The 11,964-nt window shown below is 45.9% G+C and carries 21 protein-coding genes, 1 tRNA gene and 2 pseudogenes; 20 read left to right on the top strand and 4 right to left on the bottom strand.

The features are described from left to right. Window positions 1-12: 12 nt before the first annotated feature. Both D9738_RS14260 and D9738_RS14255 read right to left on the bottom strand, forming a co-directional pair. Window positions 13-294: a CII family transcriptional regulator gene (locus tag D9738_RS14260; protein WP_000536662.1), complete on the bottom strand. Its 282-nt coding sequence runs from the start codon at window positions 292-294 to the stop codon at window positions 13-15. Window positions 295-410: 116 nt separating this feature from the next. Beyond that, window positions 411-641 carry a YdaS family helix-turn-helix protein gene (locus D9738_RS14255; RefSeq protein WP_000391959.1) on the bottom strand — a complete coding sequence of 77 codons (231 nt, stop codon included), beginning with the start codon at window positions 639-641 and terminating at the stop codon, window positions 411-413. Window positions 642-749: 108 nt separating this feature from the next. On the opposite strand from D9738_RS14255, the gene D9738_RS14250 reads away from it, so the two are divergent. The 20 genes and pseudogenes from D9738_RS14250 to D9738_RS14150 all read left to right on the top strand — a co-directional run bounded on the left by D9738_RS14250 (window position 750) and on the right by D9738_RS14150 (window position 10,495). After that, window positions 750-1,436, top strand: a complete 687-nt coding sequence (locus D9738_RS14250; RefSeq protein ID WP_061357740.1) for a S24 family peptidase — start codon at window positions 750-752, stop codon at window positions 1,434-1,436. Window positions 1,437-1,981: 545 nt separating this feature from the next. Then, entirely contained in the window at window positions 1,982-2,446 is a 465-nt protein-coding gene (locus D9738_RS25450; RefSeq protein ID WP_077784580.1) for an antitermination protein N, read from the top strand. A gap of 199 nt (window positions 2,447-2,645) precedes the next feature. Next, entirely contained in the window at window positions 2,646-2,897 is a 252-nt protein-coding gene (locus D9738_RS14235) for a hypothetical protein (RefSeq protein WP_130260471.1), read from the top strand. 27 nt (window positions 2,898-2,924) lie between these two features. Then, the gene (locus tag D9738_RS14230; protein ID WP_130260470.1) at window positions 2,925-3,167 is read left to right on the top strand and encodes a hypothetical protein; all 243 of its coding nucleotides are present in this window, start codon (window positions 2,925-2,927) and stop codon (window positions 3,165-3,167) included. Between the two features lie 167 nt (window positions 3,168-3,334). Beyond that, entirely contained in the window at window positions 3,335-3,751 is a 417-nt protein-coding gene (locus D9738_RS14225; RefSeq protein ID WP_130260480.1) for a hypothetical protein, read from the top strand. A gap of 83 nt (window positions 3,752-3,834) precedes the next feature. Next, window positions 3,835-3,969 (top strand): hypothetical protein, encoded by a 135-nt coding sequence (locus D9738_RS25445; RefSeq protein WP_000972063.1) that lies wholly within the window; start codon window positions 3,835-3,837, stop codon window positions 3,967-3,969. After that, complete coding sequence (gene kil, locus D9738_RS14215) at window positions 3,954-4,106, top strand: host cell division inhibitory peptide Kil (RefSeq protein ID WP_074599704.1); 153 nt, start codon at window positions 3,954-3,956, stop codon at window positions 4,104-4,106. The genes D9738_RS25445 and kil overlap by 16 nt, the downstream gene beginning before the upstream one ends. Continuing rightward, window positions 4,103-4,261: a hypothetical protein gene (locus D9738_RS24775; RefSeq protein WP_000010964.1), complete on the top strand. Its 159-nt coding sequence runs from the start codon at window positions 4,103-4,105 to the stop codon at window positions 4,259-4,261. Before kil ends, D9738_RS24775 begins: the two co-directional genes overlap by 4 nt. A gap of 99 nt (window positions 4,262-4,360) precedes the next feature. Continuing rightward, window positions 4,361-5,067 (top strand): annotated as a pseudogene (locus tag D9738_RS14210) (Rad52/Rad22 family DNA repair protein). Then, window positions 5,068-5,535 carry an HNH endonuclease gene (locus tag D9738_RS14205; RefSeq protein ID WP_000018646.1) on the top strand — a complete coding sequence of 156 codons (468 nt, stop codon included), beginning with the start codon at window positions 5,068-5,070 and terminating at the stop codon, window positions 5,533-5,535. It begins immediately after the preceding pseudogene. Beyond that, window positions 5,532-6,038 carry a single-stranded DNA-binding protein gene (gene ssb / locus D9738_RS14200; protein ID WP_000098523.1) on the top strand — a complete coding sequence of 169 codons (507 nt, stop codon included), beginning with the start codon at window positions 5,532-5,534 and terminating at the stop codon, window positions 6,036-6,038. The genes D9738_RS14205 and ssb overlap by 4 nt, the downstream gene beginning before the upstream one ends. Before the next feature lie 13 nt (window positions 6,039-6,051). Beyond that, on the top strand, window positions 6,052-6,345 hold the full coding sequence (locus D9738_RS14195; protein ID WP_064529150.1) for a phage anti-RecBCD protein: 294 nt from the start codon (window positions 6,052-6,054) through the stop codon (window positions 6,343-6,345). A gap of 10 nt (window positions 6,346-6,355) precedes the next feature. Further along, on the top strand, window positions 6,356-6,520 hold the full coding sequence (locus tag D9738_RS14190) for a DUF2737 family protein (RefSeq protein WP_130236314.1): 165 nt from the start codon (window positions 6,356-6,358) through the stop codon (window positions 6,518-6,520). Further along, a complete protein-coding gene (locus tag D9738_RS14185; protein WP_130260469.1) occupies window positions 6,517-6,927 on the top strand; it encodes a hypothetical protein in 411 nt (136 codons plus the stop codon). The genes D9738_RS14190 and D9738_RS14185 overlap by 4 nt, the downstream gene beginning before the upstream one ends. Beyond that, the gene (locus D9738_RS14180; RefSeq protein WP_105269881.1) at window positions 6,920-7,078 is read left to right on the top strand and encodes a DNA polymerase III subunit theta; all 159 of its coding nucleotides are present in this window, start codon (window positions 6,920-6,922) and stop codon (window positions 7,076-7,078) included. The genes D9738_RS14185 and D9738_RS14180 overlap by 8 nt, the downstream gene beginning before the upstream one ends. Before the next feature lie 272 nt (window positions 7,079-7,350). Further along, the gene (locus tag D9738_RS14175) at window positions 7,351-8,052 is read left to right on the top strand and encodes a hypothetical protein (protein ID WP_130210873.1); all 702 of its coding nucleotides are present in this window, start codon (window positions 7,351-7,353) and stop codon (window positions 8,050-8,052) included. 336 nt (window positions 8,053-8,388) lie between these two features. Continuing rightward, complete coding sequence (locus D9738_RS14165; RefSeq protein WP_130210875.1) at window positions 8,389-8,703, top strand: hypothetical protein; 315 nt, start codon at window positions 8,389-8,391, stop codon at window positions 8,701-8,703. Between the two features lie 64 nt (window positions 8,704-8,767). Continuing rightward, a complete protein-coding gene (locus D9738_RS14160) occupies window positions 8,768-9,112 on the top strand; it encodes a hypothetical protein (protein WP_130260468.1) in 345 nt (114 codons plus the stop codon). Between the two features lie 19 nt (window positions 9,113-9,131). Beyond that, window positions 9,132-9,200, top strand: a pseudogene (locus D9738_RS25440) (helix-turn-helix domain-containing protein); the annotation flags it as partial. A 131-nt stretch (window positions 9,201-9,331) separates the two neighbouring features. Further along, window positions 9,332-10,495, top strand: a complete 1,164-nt coding sequence (locus D9738_RS14150; RefSeq protein WP_057698453.1) for a site-specific integrase — start codon at window positions 9,332-9,334, stop codon at window positions 10,493-10,495. A gap of 14 nt (window positions 10,496-10,509) precedes the next feature. Here D9738_RS14150 and D9738_RS14145 read toward each other — a convergent pair. Both D9738_RS14145 and proA read right to left on the bottom strand, forming a co-directional pair. Continuing rightward, window positions 10,510-10,585: transfer RNA gene (locus D9738_RS14145), tRNA-Thr, on the bottom strand. 114 nt (window positions 10,586-10,699) lie between these two features. Next, complete coding sequence (gene proA, locus D9738_RS14140; protein WP_130260467.1) at window positions 10,700-11,953, bottom strand: glutamate-5-semialdehyde dehydrogenase; 1,254 nt, start codon at window positions 11,951-11,953, stop codon at window positions 10,700-10,702. Window positions 11,954-11,964 lie beyond the last annotated feature (11 nt).

The following is an 11,964-nucleotide window of genomic DNA, read 5'->3' as shown; positions in this document are numbered from 1 at the left end:
AGTCTTTCTACATCAGGCCTCGAAGAATTCGCCGTTCTTCGGGGCTTTTTCTTTTGTCAGGTAATCGGCAAGCCGCTTAGTCAGTTCAGCCATTTCATCGTCTTCGATTCCGTATTCCAGAACAGCCAGCATCATGCTTACCTGCGAGAAGAAACCATTCTTCCATCGGCTTACCTGGTATTCCGGAACCCCCATCGCGCGAGCGAATGTCTTCTGCCCCATCAGTGCCAGTTTGTTCAGCAAGGCTGACTCGATGCGAGCCGCTTTCTTGCTTTTAGTTGCAATAGTACCCATAGATAATTTCCTTAATGATTAGATAGAGTTGGCTTCGCAAAGAAACGCAAAACCATAGAGATTTGTTTCTGGTAATGCCCTTTTTCAGGGCGGGGATGTGTAAGAGCGTTAATAACTTAAGCGGCCATTAATTCAGGCCAGATGCTTTCCCAATCAACCGGATGAAGGTCTTTGCGAGTCACTTCACCATTGCTGAACTTCTCAATCAGAACACAAAGTGCTGCGCCCAATTCATGATTACGGCTAAGTGCTTTCCTCAAATAGCCGATAGAAGTTCCGCACTTGGTGGCAAATTCTCTCTGCTCTTCCAGTGAAAGGGAGTTCAGATACAAGCGGAGTTCTTCCATTTGCTATCTCCTTCCCGTTGTTGAATAAGGTGAGTTTACCTGTAGGTAAAAAGCAAATCAATACCCATAGGTTATTTACCGGCAGGTAATCAAAGATAGAATTAAATCATGGATAAATACGAACAAAGACGACTAAGGCTGATAGAGATAAGAGACCGATTCTGTAATGGAAAGGCCTCAGAGTTGGCTCGTCGAATAGAAAGGGAACCATCATACGTTTCCAGAATGCTGTATCCGGAAGGAAAAAGCGGAAAAAAACGCATTGCTGACGATATGATGGAACTAATTGAAAAATCTTTTAATCTCCCACGCGGATGGATGGACATGCTTGTAGATGGTAAAGCTGGAGCTACAGACCATCTTGAGTTTGCGGGTAACGTTCGTGCGGGTTTTGTTCCGGTAATTGGTGAAGCCGTTTTGGGAGTTGATGGCTCAGTGGATATGATTGAATTCAGATCCGGTTGGTTAAGCATCTACAGCGGCGATAAAGATGCTTACGGTCTGAAGGTTAAGGGTGACAGCATGTGGCCAAGGATTCAGTCAGGAGAATATGTTGTTATTGAACCAAATACGCCAGTACATCCAGGTGATGAAGTCTTTGTAAGGACCAAAGACGGTCACAACATGATAAAGATCATGAACAAAACAAGAGACGGTGATTATCAGTTTAGTAGCATAAACAGTGATCACCGCCCAATCACTCTTCCTGTTGAAGAAGTTGATAAAATGCATTTTGTTTCAGCTATTGTGAAACACACCAGGTACGTAGACCAGGACGATCTGCCAAAAGTTTGAGGATAAAGCAGCAAATGTTTATACCCGGCATAGTAGTCGCTGTTGTAATCATCTGCTTCATATGGGCAAAGTTATCTCCTGTAAGCTCTAAGCATACAGCTGAACTCATGAGGAAGAAGCATCTTATACATGAGGCAGAATCGATAATTAAAAAGTTCAAAGGCATGTCATACGACGACATGTCATCAGAGCAGATTGCTATGTATAAATGCGCCATTGAGCGCCTTGACTACTTAAACGGACTCAAACCCAAACACACCCCAGTAGAATCAAAATTGCCGCAATGGCCAAGCAATCCAAATAGCTTCTGACATCTCCTTTCAGCCCGCAAAGCGGGCTTTTTTATATCAATCCAAAAAATTAATTACCTGAAAATTCAAGCAGGTAAACTCTCACATCAATTTTATTTACCTACAGGTATAGACAGCAGTTTTACCTGTAGGTATATTTTAATCCATCAGCAGGACGCACTAACCACCATGAAGGTGATGCTCTTAAAAATTAAGCCCTGAAGAAGGGCAGCATTCAAAGCAGAAGGCTTTGGTGTGTGTGATACGAAACGAAGCATTGGCCGGAAGTGCGAATCCGGATTAGCTGCCAATGTGCCATTGCGGGGTGTTTTCGTTCAGGACTACGACTCCCACACACAACCAAAGCTAACTGACAGGAGAATCCAGATGGATGCACAAACACGCCGCCGCGAACGTCGCGCAGAGAAACAGGCTCAATGGAAAGCAGCAAATCCCCTGTTGGTTGGGGTAAGCGCAAAACCAGTTAACCGCCCTATTCTCTCGCTGAATCGCAAACCGAAATCACGAGTAGAAAGCGCACTGAATCCGATAGACCTTACGGTGCTGGCTGAATACCACGAACAGATTGAAAGCAACCTGCAACGTATTGAGCGCAAGAATCAGCGCACATGGTACAGCAAGCCACGCAGTGAAATGGGTGTGACCTGTTCAGGCCGCCAGAAGCAACGCGGAAAATCAATTCCAGCTTATTACGATTGAGGTGGTCATGCTCAAGAAAATCAAACGCCGACTTTACAAAGAAGGTAGATATTCATGCCAATTGCCAAAATGCGACACAACAAAATGGAGTGTCGATGATTGGTGTAACTGGATAGATAGATACGGAACTTGGTGGGATAAATAACAGATAACTTAAGCGGATTTATTTTCGCGGCAAACCACATATTTGAGGTGATATATGGAATTTCATGAAAGTGCTATTTATGATTTTCGCGCTAACGCAAATTCAGTAAAACCACAGCCAATTGCAGTTCTTTTTAAAACAATGGGTGCGTGGGCTGTTTTATGCTTCGCCTCTGACGACACTGACGCAAGAATGGCAATAGGCCAAGAGATGGAGATGGACCCAACAAACGATGAATTCATAATTTATGGCGCTCCATCTAATTACTTACTTGATACCAGCAACATTTACAACAAGGCTGCCTGATGGTGGCCTTTATTTTTAAGGATCTATATGAAAATTAAAACTATGGCAGCAAGCCCATTAAGCGGTCATATTTTTCAAGGAACATTAAACACTGAAAAAGGAATGTGGGTAGGAAAGAAAGAAGATGTCACCGAACAAGCGATTAAGGCAGTAACTGAACACCTGATGATAAAAGACCGGAAATATGCATACGAAACGAATGATGGCAAATGGGTGATAATAATGCATCAACTGGTTGATGAATTACCAGAAGAGTTTATTTCTGATTAAAATTATTTTGGCATAAACAACAGAATAAACACTGCTCCGTGTATTCATTCCAACGAGTGAATACACGGAGCAATGTCGCTCGTAACTAAACAGGAGCCGACTTGTTCTGATTATTGGAAATCTTCTTTGCCCTCCAGTGTGAGGGCGATTTTTTTGACGGAGAAATTATGAAAATTACAGATATTCTGGTTAATCCAGATAATTACGACCAATTCAACATCTCTACTAAATCGGTTGATTTGGGATGTGCAACTGTCAGCGCATGGCTACTTAATGGTAAACAATTGGATAAATGCCTTGATGCACATATGACGGTTAACAGCTTCCTTGCAGAAAAGACACACTGGCAAGATGCTGGAGGGAAATATGCTGAATGGCTTGAAAGCATGGGATTTGAATATCAATCTGATGAAGGTTGGTGGAGCATTATAGCTGTAACGCCTGAGACAATAGAATGCTTCGTTAAATACTCCAACGACGATGACTATAAACACCAGGTAGATTCTGCGATAGAAAGATATAAAAGAAAATCATTCAACCACGAAATATCATCAGTTCTTGATTTCATAGAAGTTTTCAAATAAGCCGCCAAGCGCGGCTTTACCGCATACCAATAACGCTTCACTCGAGGCGTTTTCGTTATGCAATCAAACAGAAGGAGTTACCCATGATGCACTTTCAGCTCGCGGGTAGCGGCGTCATGTCCGCTTTCTACCCGCACGAATCTGAATTATCACGCCGAGTTAAACAATTAATCAGAGCAGCAAAGAAACAACTGGAGGCGTTATGCGCAATGAAATAGCCATCAATCACCAGATGCTTCGTGCAGCACAAAACAAAGCAGTAATAGCCCGATTTATTGGTGATTCAAAAATGTGGCTTGAAGCAAATAAAGCGATGAAATCAGCTATCAACCTTCCGTGGCATCGCAGGAAATGAGTTTTACAGATAACTGGTCAGACGAAGAATTCATTCGTCAGATGAAAGAATTAATCGGTAACGAAGGAGATATTCATGTCACTTGCAACCACAGTGAAGGAGAGCAAGTTACAGAGGCGCATGTACACGCAGAAAGCTCTCTGGTATCGCCATAATGGTGACCGCGAAGGAATGCGGGTATGCCTTAATTTGTCCAGAGTCGAAGTATTAAACCAGCGTTATTTCCTTGGGCCATGTCCATTCTGAGGTGAATTATGGATTTGAATAAATTCGATGAGCCATTCAGCCCTGAAGATATCGAATGGCGAATACAGCAAAGCGGTAAAACACGCGATGGCAAAGTGTGGGCTATGGTGCTGGCTTATGTCACGAACCGGGCAATCATGAAACGCCTTGACGATGTTTGTGGCAAAGCGGGATGGCGCAATGAATACCGCGATATTCCCAACAACGGCGGCGTTGAATGCGGCATATCAATCAAGATTGATTCCGAATGGGTAACCAAATGGGATGCTGCTGAAAACACGCAGGTAGAAGCCGTCAAAGGTGGTCGTTCCGGTGCAATGAAGCGTGCTGCCGTTCAGTGGGGAATCGGTCGGTATCTGTATAACCTTGAGGAAGGTTTCGCACAAACATCTCTCGATAAAAAGCAGGGATGGCACAGGGCAAAACTGAAGGATGGAACAGGATTTTACTGGTCCCCTCCATCGCTGCCGGGATGGGCAATGCCAGCATCTGGCAATCAACCATCACCAGAAAATACCAACCAGAAATCTCCATCGGTTGACTGCGAACAAATCCTGAAAGACTTCAGCGATTATGCATCGACAGAAACTGACAAGAAAAACTCATAGAACGTTATCAGCATGACTGGCAATTAATGGCTGGCAATGAGGATGCGCAGGCTAAATGCGTTCAGGTAATGAACATCAGAGTTAATGAACTAAAACAGGCGGCATAAATGTCTCACTTGGACGGAATTATTAAAAGATTCGAGTCCAGCTACAAAGTTAATGAAACAACAGGTTGCTGGGAGTCTACCTATTCAAAAAACAAAGGAGGATACACAAAATTTGTAGCCTTTGGCGTAACAATGCTTTCTCATCGGGTTGCTTTTGAGCTTTATCACTCCCCCATCCCATCTGGGAAGATGGTTTGCCACAAATGCGATAACCCATGCTGCGTTAATCCTGAACATCTCTTTTTAGGTAGCGCGCAAGAAAACATGGACGACAAGATAGCAAAAGGAAGGCATCGTGGAGCCAAAAAAGGTCATGCTCATCATGGTGCAAAATTAACAGAGTGGCAGGTTATAGAAATTAGGAAAAGACTCTCTGAAAAAGAGAGTCAGTACAAGATAGCAAAAGACATGGGTGTATCTCAATCAATTATAAGCAACATAAAAACTGGCAAGAGGTGGAGCAAATGAGTTCTCGCGGGATAAATAAGGTGATTATCCTTGGTCGGGTAGGACAAGACCCGGAAGTTCGATACTCACCATCAGGAACAGCGTTCGCTAACCTGACAATAGCCACGTCAGAACAATGGCGAGATAAAAATACTGGCGAGCAAAAGGAATTGACTGAATGGCATCGTGTTGCTGTATCCGGGAAACTGGCTGAGGTCGTGGGGCAGTATGTGAAAAAAGGTGATCAGATTTATTTCGAGGGAATGCTGAGAACCAGAAAGTGGAAAGACCAGTCAGGGCAAGACCGTTACACAACCGAGGTTCATGTCGGAATTAATGGCGTGATGCAAATGCTTGGCGGCATTGGCGACAGCAAACAACAAGCAGCCAGCAGGCAATCACAGAAGCCACAGCAGCAATCATCCCCAGCACAACACAACGAACCTCCGATGGATTTTGACGACGATATACCCTTTGCACCAGTAACTCTCCCCTTCCCTCGTCACGCTATTCACGCAATTTAATCAGGAGAAAACCATGCCAGCGCCTCTGTATGGTGCGGACGACGCGCGCCGCTGTTCCGGCAATTCCGTATTGGAGGTGCTGGATAAATTCAGAAAAAACTACGACCTGATAATGTCGCTACCGCAGGAAACGAAAGAGGAAAAGGAATTTCGCCATTGTATATGGCTTGCAGAGAAAGAAGAACGCGAGCGAATTTACCAGACATCAATCCGACCATTCCGCAAAGCCACATATACCCACTTCCCTGAAATTGACCCGCGCCTGCGTAATTACCGCTCACGCTATGGCGCTATCAGTAATGACTGAGGAATTTACCATGAGAGGACTTGCATACAATCCCGGCATTCTTCCGGCAGAAATGATTATTCGCCAACGCGTAAAGCCAATGCCATCGAGAGAGGAATTGCTTAAGCGAAATTCTTTTCCTTCAGTGAGTCAAAACAAATATCTGAATGCGATGTGGCGGAGTGGGAAGAAATGAAACAAATGTCACTAATTGAGATAGATGGATTTCTGAAAGGTAAATGCATCCCACGAGATTTAAAGGTTAACGAAACAAACGCTGAATATCTGGTGCGTAAGTTCGGTGAACTTGAAGCTAAATGCGCGGCGCTGGCGGAGGAGAATGCTGGGCTGAAAAACGCAATGGCCGTAACTCTTGAGCATGTGTCGGTCACGGACGCAGGACAGGCCGGAGTAGCTGCGATGATTATCAATGATGCCCTGCACCACAGCGAACCCCCAGCCACCGACGCTTTCTTGGCTGAAGTCCGGGCGCAGGGATTGGAGATGTTTGCACAGAAATGTAACTCAAAATCCGAACAGTCGCTTGCATCTGATATACGCGACAACTGGAAAAACTCTAACTCGGTGGCCAGTTTTGGTTGACCACTTCAACGTTGACCTAGCCGCCAGCGGCGTTGCCTACAAAGAGCGGATGAATATACCGGTAATTGCAGAACAGGTAGCCCGTGAGCAACCGGAGAACTTGCACACCTATTTCATGGAACGGCTACGATACTGGCCGGCGTTGAATTAATCCACATGATGCGCAAGGGGCAATATCAGCATCCTCAGGGTGATGGATTGTCACCCACAGAACAATTTTATCTGCTGACTTTCCACCGTTAACGCGACACAACCTTAATATGCCACAAAGGTTTTTGTTAACGAGCTGCATCTTTTTCTTTTCTGGGTGATGATTGTTTTATAATAAACAAATAACAACATTTATTCTTGTAAAAGTAATAATATCTCTTTGGTGATCGAATTTATTGATCGCATTTCAATTAAACAAATAAGGAGTTTTTTATGCCCAAAATTACCGGTGTTCTAGTGAGCCACCATGTGTTCGATATAAAAAAAGACATGGCTAATGGTTCATTCCCGAAAACATTATTTCCAGGCGCGACATTTCAGATGGTGGTTGACAATGATGTTGTCAATAATAATACGTTGGACTGGAGTGTTGTCACCAATGCGGGAGACAATTCGCTGACTGTAAATCAGGACGGCGTGGTGTCATTTTCAAATGATATTGATGAAAGTTGCATTGGTAAAACATTTGTTATTTTTGCGAAGGATAAAGCCACAGGGAAAAATGTGTCATCTTATTTAATTAAACCTTATCGCTTCTTTAAACCTCGTACCGCAACGTCGGACAGATTTTACGATGCATTGTTTTGGATTGAGGATAAAAAAGGGACTGTCCCGGCACGACGCGATATCAATAATGTCCCTTTCGATGAACTGACGGGAGAAATGTTTCATGATGTAAAACGTGAAGTGAATTCCGGGCTTTTTCAGGAATGGGGATTTTTACTGTTTAGTGGGTGGACTAATCCTGTACGTGGTGATATTGGTAGTCTCGAATCAGAAATTTTCACTTTAGAAAATGACAGTATATTTATATCGACAGTCAACTCCCTCCCATACTCCAGAGATCTCCATGATGATATGGACTCCCAGTCTGCACAGGCTGTAGCGTTTTACGGGGAATCTGTTGTTTCCTGATGTTTTAATGAGTTTTTAATAGTCTCCGTCTTTTTAATTTAAAGAGACGGAGATTATCGGCTCTGCAACGTGAAGCTCAGGAACAAAGGTTGTGTCGCGTTAACGGTGGAAAGTCAGCAAAAGTTGTATTGCTGGCTTTTCATGCAGCCAGCAGATAAATTGTTCCGCGGGTGACAGCCATTACCGCGAAGGCATATTGCAAGGGGCGTTGCTTGTGGTCGATTCCTCACTCACTCCAGTTGATGGTTCGCTGCTTGTATGTGCTTATCGCATAAAGAGATATCGGAAGCATCCGCGCCGCTATGATTGTCTTTCTCCTGATGCAGGAAAAGCAGAATGGCTAAATCAGCAGCAGAGCGCAAAGCCGATCAGAGAGCCAAGCAAGCATCATCCGGTATGCGTAAGCTGGAGCTTGTACTTGATGCTCAGGAAATTGAAATGCTGGAGCGTAACTGTGCCACGCGTCGCTTCAGGCGTGCGCCTTACGAGTTTGGTGAGTACATCGCGTTACTGAGCCGCCAGGATGATGCACTTGTGCGCTGGCGTATAAAATCGATCAGCATAAAACGTTGCGGTAAGTGCGGCGAGAGAGTTCCTGTTAATTCATGCCCGTGTAATGGTGACTCACAATGCTGGGTGACCAAAGGCTGATTCGAATTTAAGAACTGAAAGAACACCAAGCCGCCTGATGGCGGTTTTTTATTGGAGACAAGAAATGTCAGATTTGGCTATGAAGATTTTGAAATGGCAAACGACTGGCGATGTCGGCATCAGTAGCGCAACTCTTGCCTCAATCGCATGTGGACTGAAAAAGAATATCTATGGTCATCACTTCGGTGCTCCACATGACGCAGCCGATTTCCGACGATGCGTTGCACTTGTTGAGCAGATTCCAGAAATCAGAGATTCATTCGACAAGGTTGCAAAGCGCGTTCCGGCATTCAAAGGCATCCTCAACGAATGGGATTCTCTCGTTGCTCTGTTGAAGTCTGAAATGAAGATACACGGAAACAAAGCACCAGAAACTTACAGAAGAATTAGCGAGCTACGCCAGTACTAACCACAGCCTCACACTCGATGAGGCCTGTCAGTTTCTCAAGATATCCAGACCTACCGCTACCAACTGGATACGAACAGGCCGCCTACAGGCAACACGCAAAGACCCCACTAAACCAAAATCTCCTTACCTCACAACGCGACAAGCCTGCATTGCGGCGCTTCAGTCTCCGCTGCATACTATCAAGGTGAGCGCGGGTGATGGCATAACAGAGGAAAGAAAATGTCACTCTTCCGCAGAAGTGAAATATGGTACGCCAGTTTCACATTGCCGAACGGTAAAAGATTTAAACAGTCTCTTGGAACAAAGGACAAAAGGCAGGCGACAGAACTCCATGACAAGCTAAAGGCTGAAGCATGGCGGGTCAGCAAACTTGGTGAAATACCTGATATAACGTTCGAGGAAGCGTGTGTCAGGTGGCTTGAAGAGAAAGCACATAAAAAATCACTGGACGATGACAAAAGCCGGATCGGATTCTGGCTTCAACATTTCGCAGGAATGCAACTAAGAGACATTACTGAATCAAAAATTTATTCAGCAATGCAGAAAATGACGAACCGGCGTCATGAGGAAAACTGGAAACTCAGGGCAGAAGCGTGCAGAAAAAAAGGGAAACCTGTTCCAGAATACACGCCAAAACCAGCGTCCGTTGCAACGAAGGCTACGCATCTTTCATTTATAAAGGCCCTACTAAGAGCCGCAGAGCGTGAATGGAAAATGCTGGATAAGGCACCAATTATTAAAGTGCCTCAACCAAAGAATAAACGGATCCGCTGGCTGGAGCCCCATGAAGCACAAAGGCTGATTGATGAATGTCCGGAGCCATTAAAGTCTGTTGTTGAATTTGCACTGGCAACAGGCTTAAGACGCTCGAACATCATCAACCTTGAATGGCAACAAATAGATATGCAGCGCCGGGTGGCATGGATAAACCCGGAAGAGAGTAAATCAAACCGCGCAATTGGCGTTGCGCTGAATGATACTGCATGTCGCGTATTGAAAAAACAAATCGGGAATCATCACCGTTGGGTATTTGTGTACAAGGAAAGCTGTACCAAACCAGACGGAACGAAAGCGCCAACAGTAAGGAAGATGCGGTATGACGCAAACACAGCCTGGAAAGCGGCGCTGAGACGGGCTGGTATTGATGATTTCAGATTTCACGACTTGAGACACACCTGGGCAAGTTGGCTGGTTCAAGCCGGAGTCCCGTTGTCAGTGTTACAGGAAATGGGAGGCTGGGAGTCTATCGAAATGGTTCGTCGATATGCTCACCTTGCACCTAATCACCTTACCGAACACGCACGGCAAATAGACTCGATCCTGAACCCATCGGTCCCAAATTTGTCCCAGTCAAAAAATAAGGAAGGTACTAATGATGTGTAACTTATTGATTTAAATGGTGCCGATAATAGGAGTCGAACCTACGACCTTCGCATTACGAATGCGCTGCTCTACCAACTGAGCTATATCGGCCCTGAAAGGACATGTTCACGAACGTGAATCACGGTGGACAAGGTTAAAACTAACCGGGCGATGCGTCAATGGCCTTGTGAATCAAATGGCTACTTTTGCATCACCCGGTTTTATTTACGCACGAATGGTGTAATCACCAATGCCGATCCACTTGTAGGTGGTCAGTGCTTCCAGCCCCATTGGGCCGCGTGCGTGCAGTTTTTGCGTGCTTACAGCCACTTCCGCGCCCAGACCAAACTGGCCGCCGTCGGTAAAACGCGTAGAGGCGTTAACGTAAACAGCGGAGGAATCCACTTCGTTAACAAAACGCTGGGCGTTGCGCATATCGCGGGTCAGGATCGCATCGGAGTGTTGTGTGCCGTGTTCACGAATATGGGCAATGGCGTCGTCCAGATCGCTGACGATTTTGACGTTCAAATCTAATGACAGAAATTCATCGTCATACTCTTCGGCTTTAACAGCAACCACCTTCGCAGGGCCTGGCTGCAACTGTGCCATTGCGGCAGCATCTGCGTGTAATGTCACGCTGCTTTCCGCCATTTGTTTGCTTAATGCGGGCAGGAAGCTATCGGCGATGTTTTTATTCACCAGCAACGTTTCTACCGTATTACATGTGCTCGGACGCTGAGTTTTCGCGTTGACGATCACTTTCAGGGCTTCAGCGATCTCTGCACTTTCATCAACGTAAATATGGCATACGCCTATACCGCCTGTGATCACCGGGATTGTCGACTGTTCGCGGCATAGCTTATGCAGACCAGCGCCGCCGCGCGGGATCAGCATGTCGATGTATTTATCCATACGCAGCATTTCACTGACCAACGCGCGGTCAGGATTATCAATTGCCTGTACTGCACCTGCCGGTAAACCGCAGGATTTCAGGGCGTCCTGAATCACCGCCACCGTTGCAGCGTTAGTGCGACAGGTTTCTTTGCCGCCACGCAGGATCACCGCGTTACCCGTTTTCAGGCATAGCGAAGCAACATCGACCGTCACGTTCGGGCGCGCTTCATAAATCACGCCAATCACCCCCAGCGGCACGCGACGACGCTCCAGACGCAGGCCGCTGTCCAGCACGCCGCCATCGACTACCTGCCCCACCGGATCGGCGAGGTTACACACCTGGCGCACATCATCGGCAATGCCTTTCAGCCGTGCGGGCGTCAGTGCCAGACGGTCAAGCATCGCTTCGCTGAGGCCATTAGCACGCGCGTCAGCAACATCCTGGGCGTTAGCGTTGAGGATGATTTCGCTTTGTGCTTCCAGTTCATCGGCGATTTTTTCCAGCACGCGATTTTTTTCGCGGCTGGAGAGTTGCGCTAATTTATACGAGGCTTGCTTCGCGGCAATGCCCATTTGTTCCAGCATCGGCCTGCTCC

It is taken from the genome of Escherichia sp. E10V5, assembly GCF_004212315.1.
In the GTDB taxonomy this organism is placed as follows: Bacteria; Pseudomonadota; Gammaproteobacteria; order Enterobacterales; family Enterobacteriaceae; genus Escherichia.
This window is presented reverse-complemented; position numbering and strand designations above follow the sequence as displayed.

Excerpts from the sequence above, each read along its gene's own strand:
- D9738_RS14260 (WP_000536662.1), bottom strand. The coding sequence starts at position 294 with ATGGGTACTATTGCAACTAAAAGCAAGAAAGCGGCTCGCATCGAGTCA.
- D9738_RS14255 (WP_000391959.1), bottom strand. The coding sequence starts at position 641 with ATGGAAGAACTCCGCTTGTATCTGAACTCCCTTTCACTGGAAGAGCAG.
- D9738_RS14250 (WP_061357740.1), top strand. The coding sequence starts at position 750 with ATGGATAAATACGAACAAAGACGACTAAGGCTGATAGAGATAAGAGAC.
- D9738_RS14235 (WP_130260471.1), top strand. The coding sequence starts at position 2,646 with ATGGAATTTCATGAAAGTGCTATTTATGATTTTCGCGCTAACGCAAAT.
- D9738_RS14230 (WP_130260470.1), top strand. The coding sequence starts at position 2,925 with ATGAAAATTAAAACTATGGCAGCAAGCCCATTAAGCGGTCATATTTTT.
- D9738_RS14225 (WP_130260480.1), top strand. The coding sequence starts at position 3,335 with ATGAAAATTACAGATATTCTGGTTAATCCAGATAATTACGACCAATTC.
- D9738_RS25445 (WP_000972063.1), top strand. The coding sequence starts at position 3,835 with ATGATGCACTTTCAGCTCGCGGGTAGCGGCGTCATGTCCGCTTTCTAC.
- kil (WP_074599704.1), top strand. The coding sequence starts at position 3,954 with ATGCGCAATGAAATAGCCATCAATCACCAGATGCTTCGTGCAGCACAA.
- D9738_RS24775 (WP_000010964.1), top strand. The coding sequence starts at position 4,103 with ATGAGTTTTACAGATAACTGGTCAGACGAAGAATTCATTCGTCAGATG.
- D9738_RS14205 (WP_000018646.1), top strand. The coding sequence starts at position 5,068 with ATGTCTCACTTGGACGGAATTATTAAAAGATTCGAGTCCAGCTACAAA.
- ssb (WP_000098523.1), top strand. The coding sequence starts at position 5,532 with ATGAGTTCTCGCGGGATAAATAAGGTGATTATCCTTGGTCGGGTAGGA.
- D9738_RS14195 (WP_064529150.1), top strand. The coding sequence starts at position 6,052 with ATGCCAGCGCCTCTGTATGGTGCGGACGACGCGCGCCGCTGTTCCGGC.
- D9738_RS14190 (WP_130236314.1), top strand. The coding sequence starts at position 6,356 with ATGAGAGGACTTGCATACAATCCCGGCATTCTTCCGGCAGAAATGATT.
- D9738_RS14185 (WP_130260469.1), top strand. The coding sequence starts at position 6,517 with ATGAAACAAATGTCACTAATTGAGATAGATGGATTTCTGAAAGGTAAA.
- D9738_RS14175 (WP_130210873.1), top strand. The coding sequence starts at position 7,351 with ATGCCCAAAATTACCGGTGTTCTAGTGAGCCACCATGTGTTCGATATA.
- D9738_RS14165 (WP_130210875.1), top strand. The coding sequence starts at position 8,389 with ATGGCTAAATCAGCAGCAGAGCGCAAAGCCGATCAGAGAGCCAAGCAA.
- D9738_RS14160 (WP_130260468.1), top strand. The coding sequence starts at position 8,768 with ATGTCAGATTTGGCTATGAAGATTTTGAAATGGCAAACGACTGGCGAT.
- D9738_RS14150 (WP_057698453.1), top strand. The coding sequence starts at position 9,332 with ATGTCACTCTTCCGCAGAAGTGAAATATGGTACGCCAGTTTCACATTG.
- proA (WP_130260467.1), bottom strand. The coding sequence starts at position 11,953 with ATGCTGGAACAAATGGGCATTGCCGCGAAGCAAGCCTCGTATAAATTA.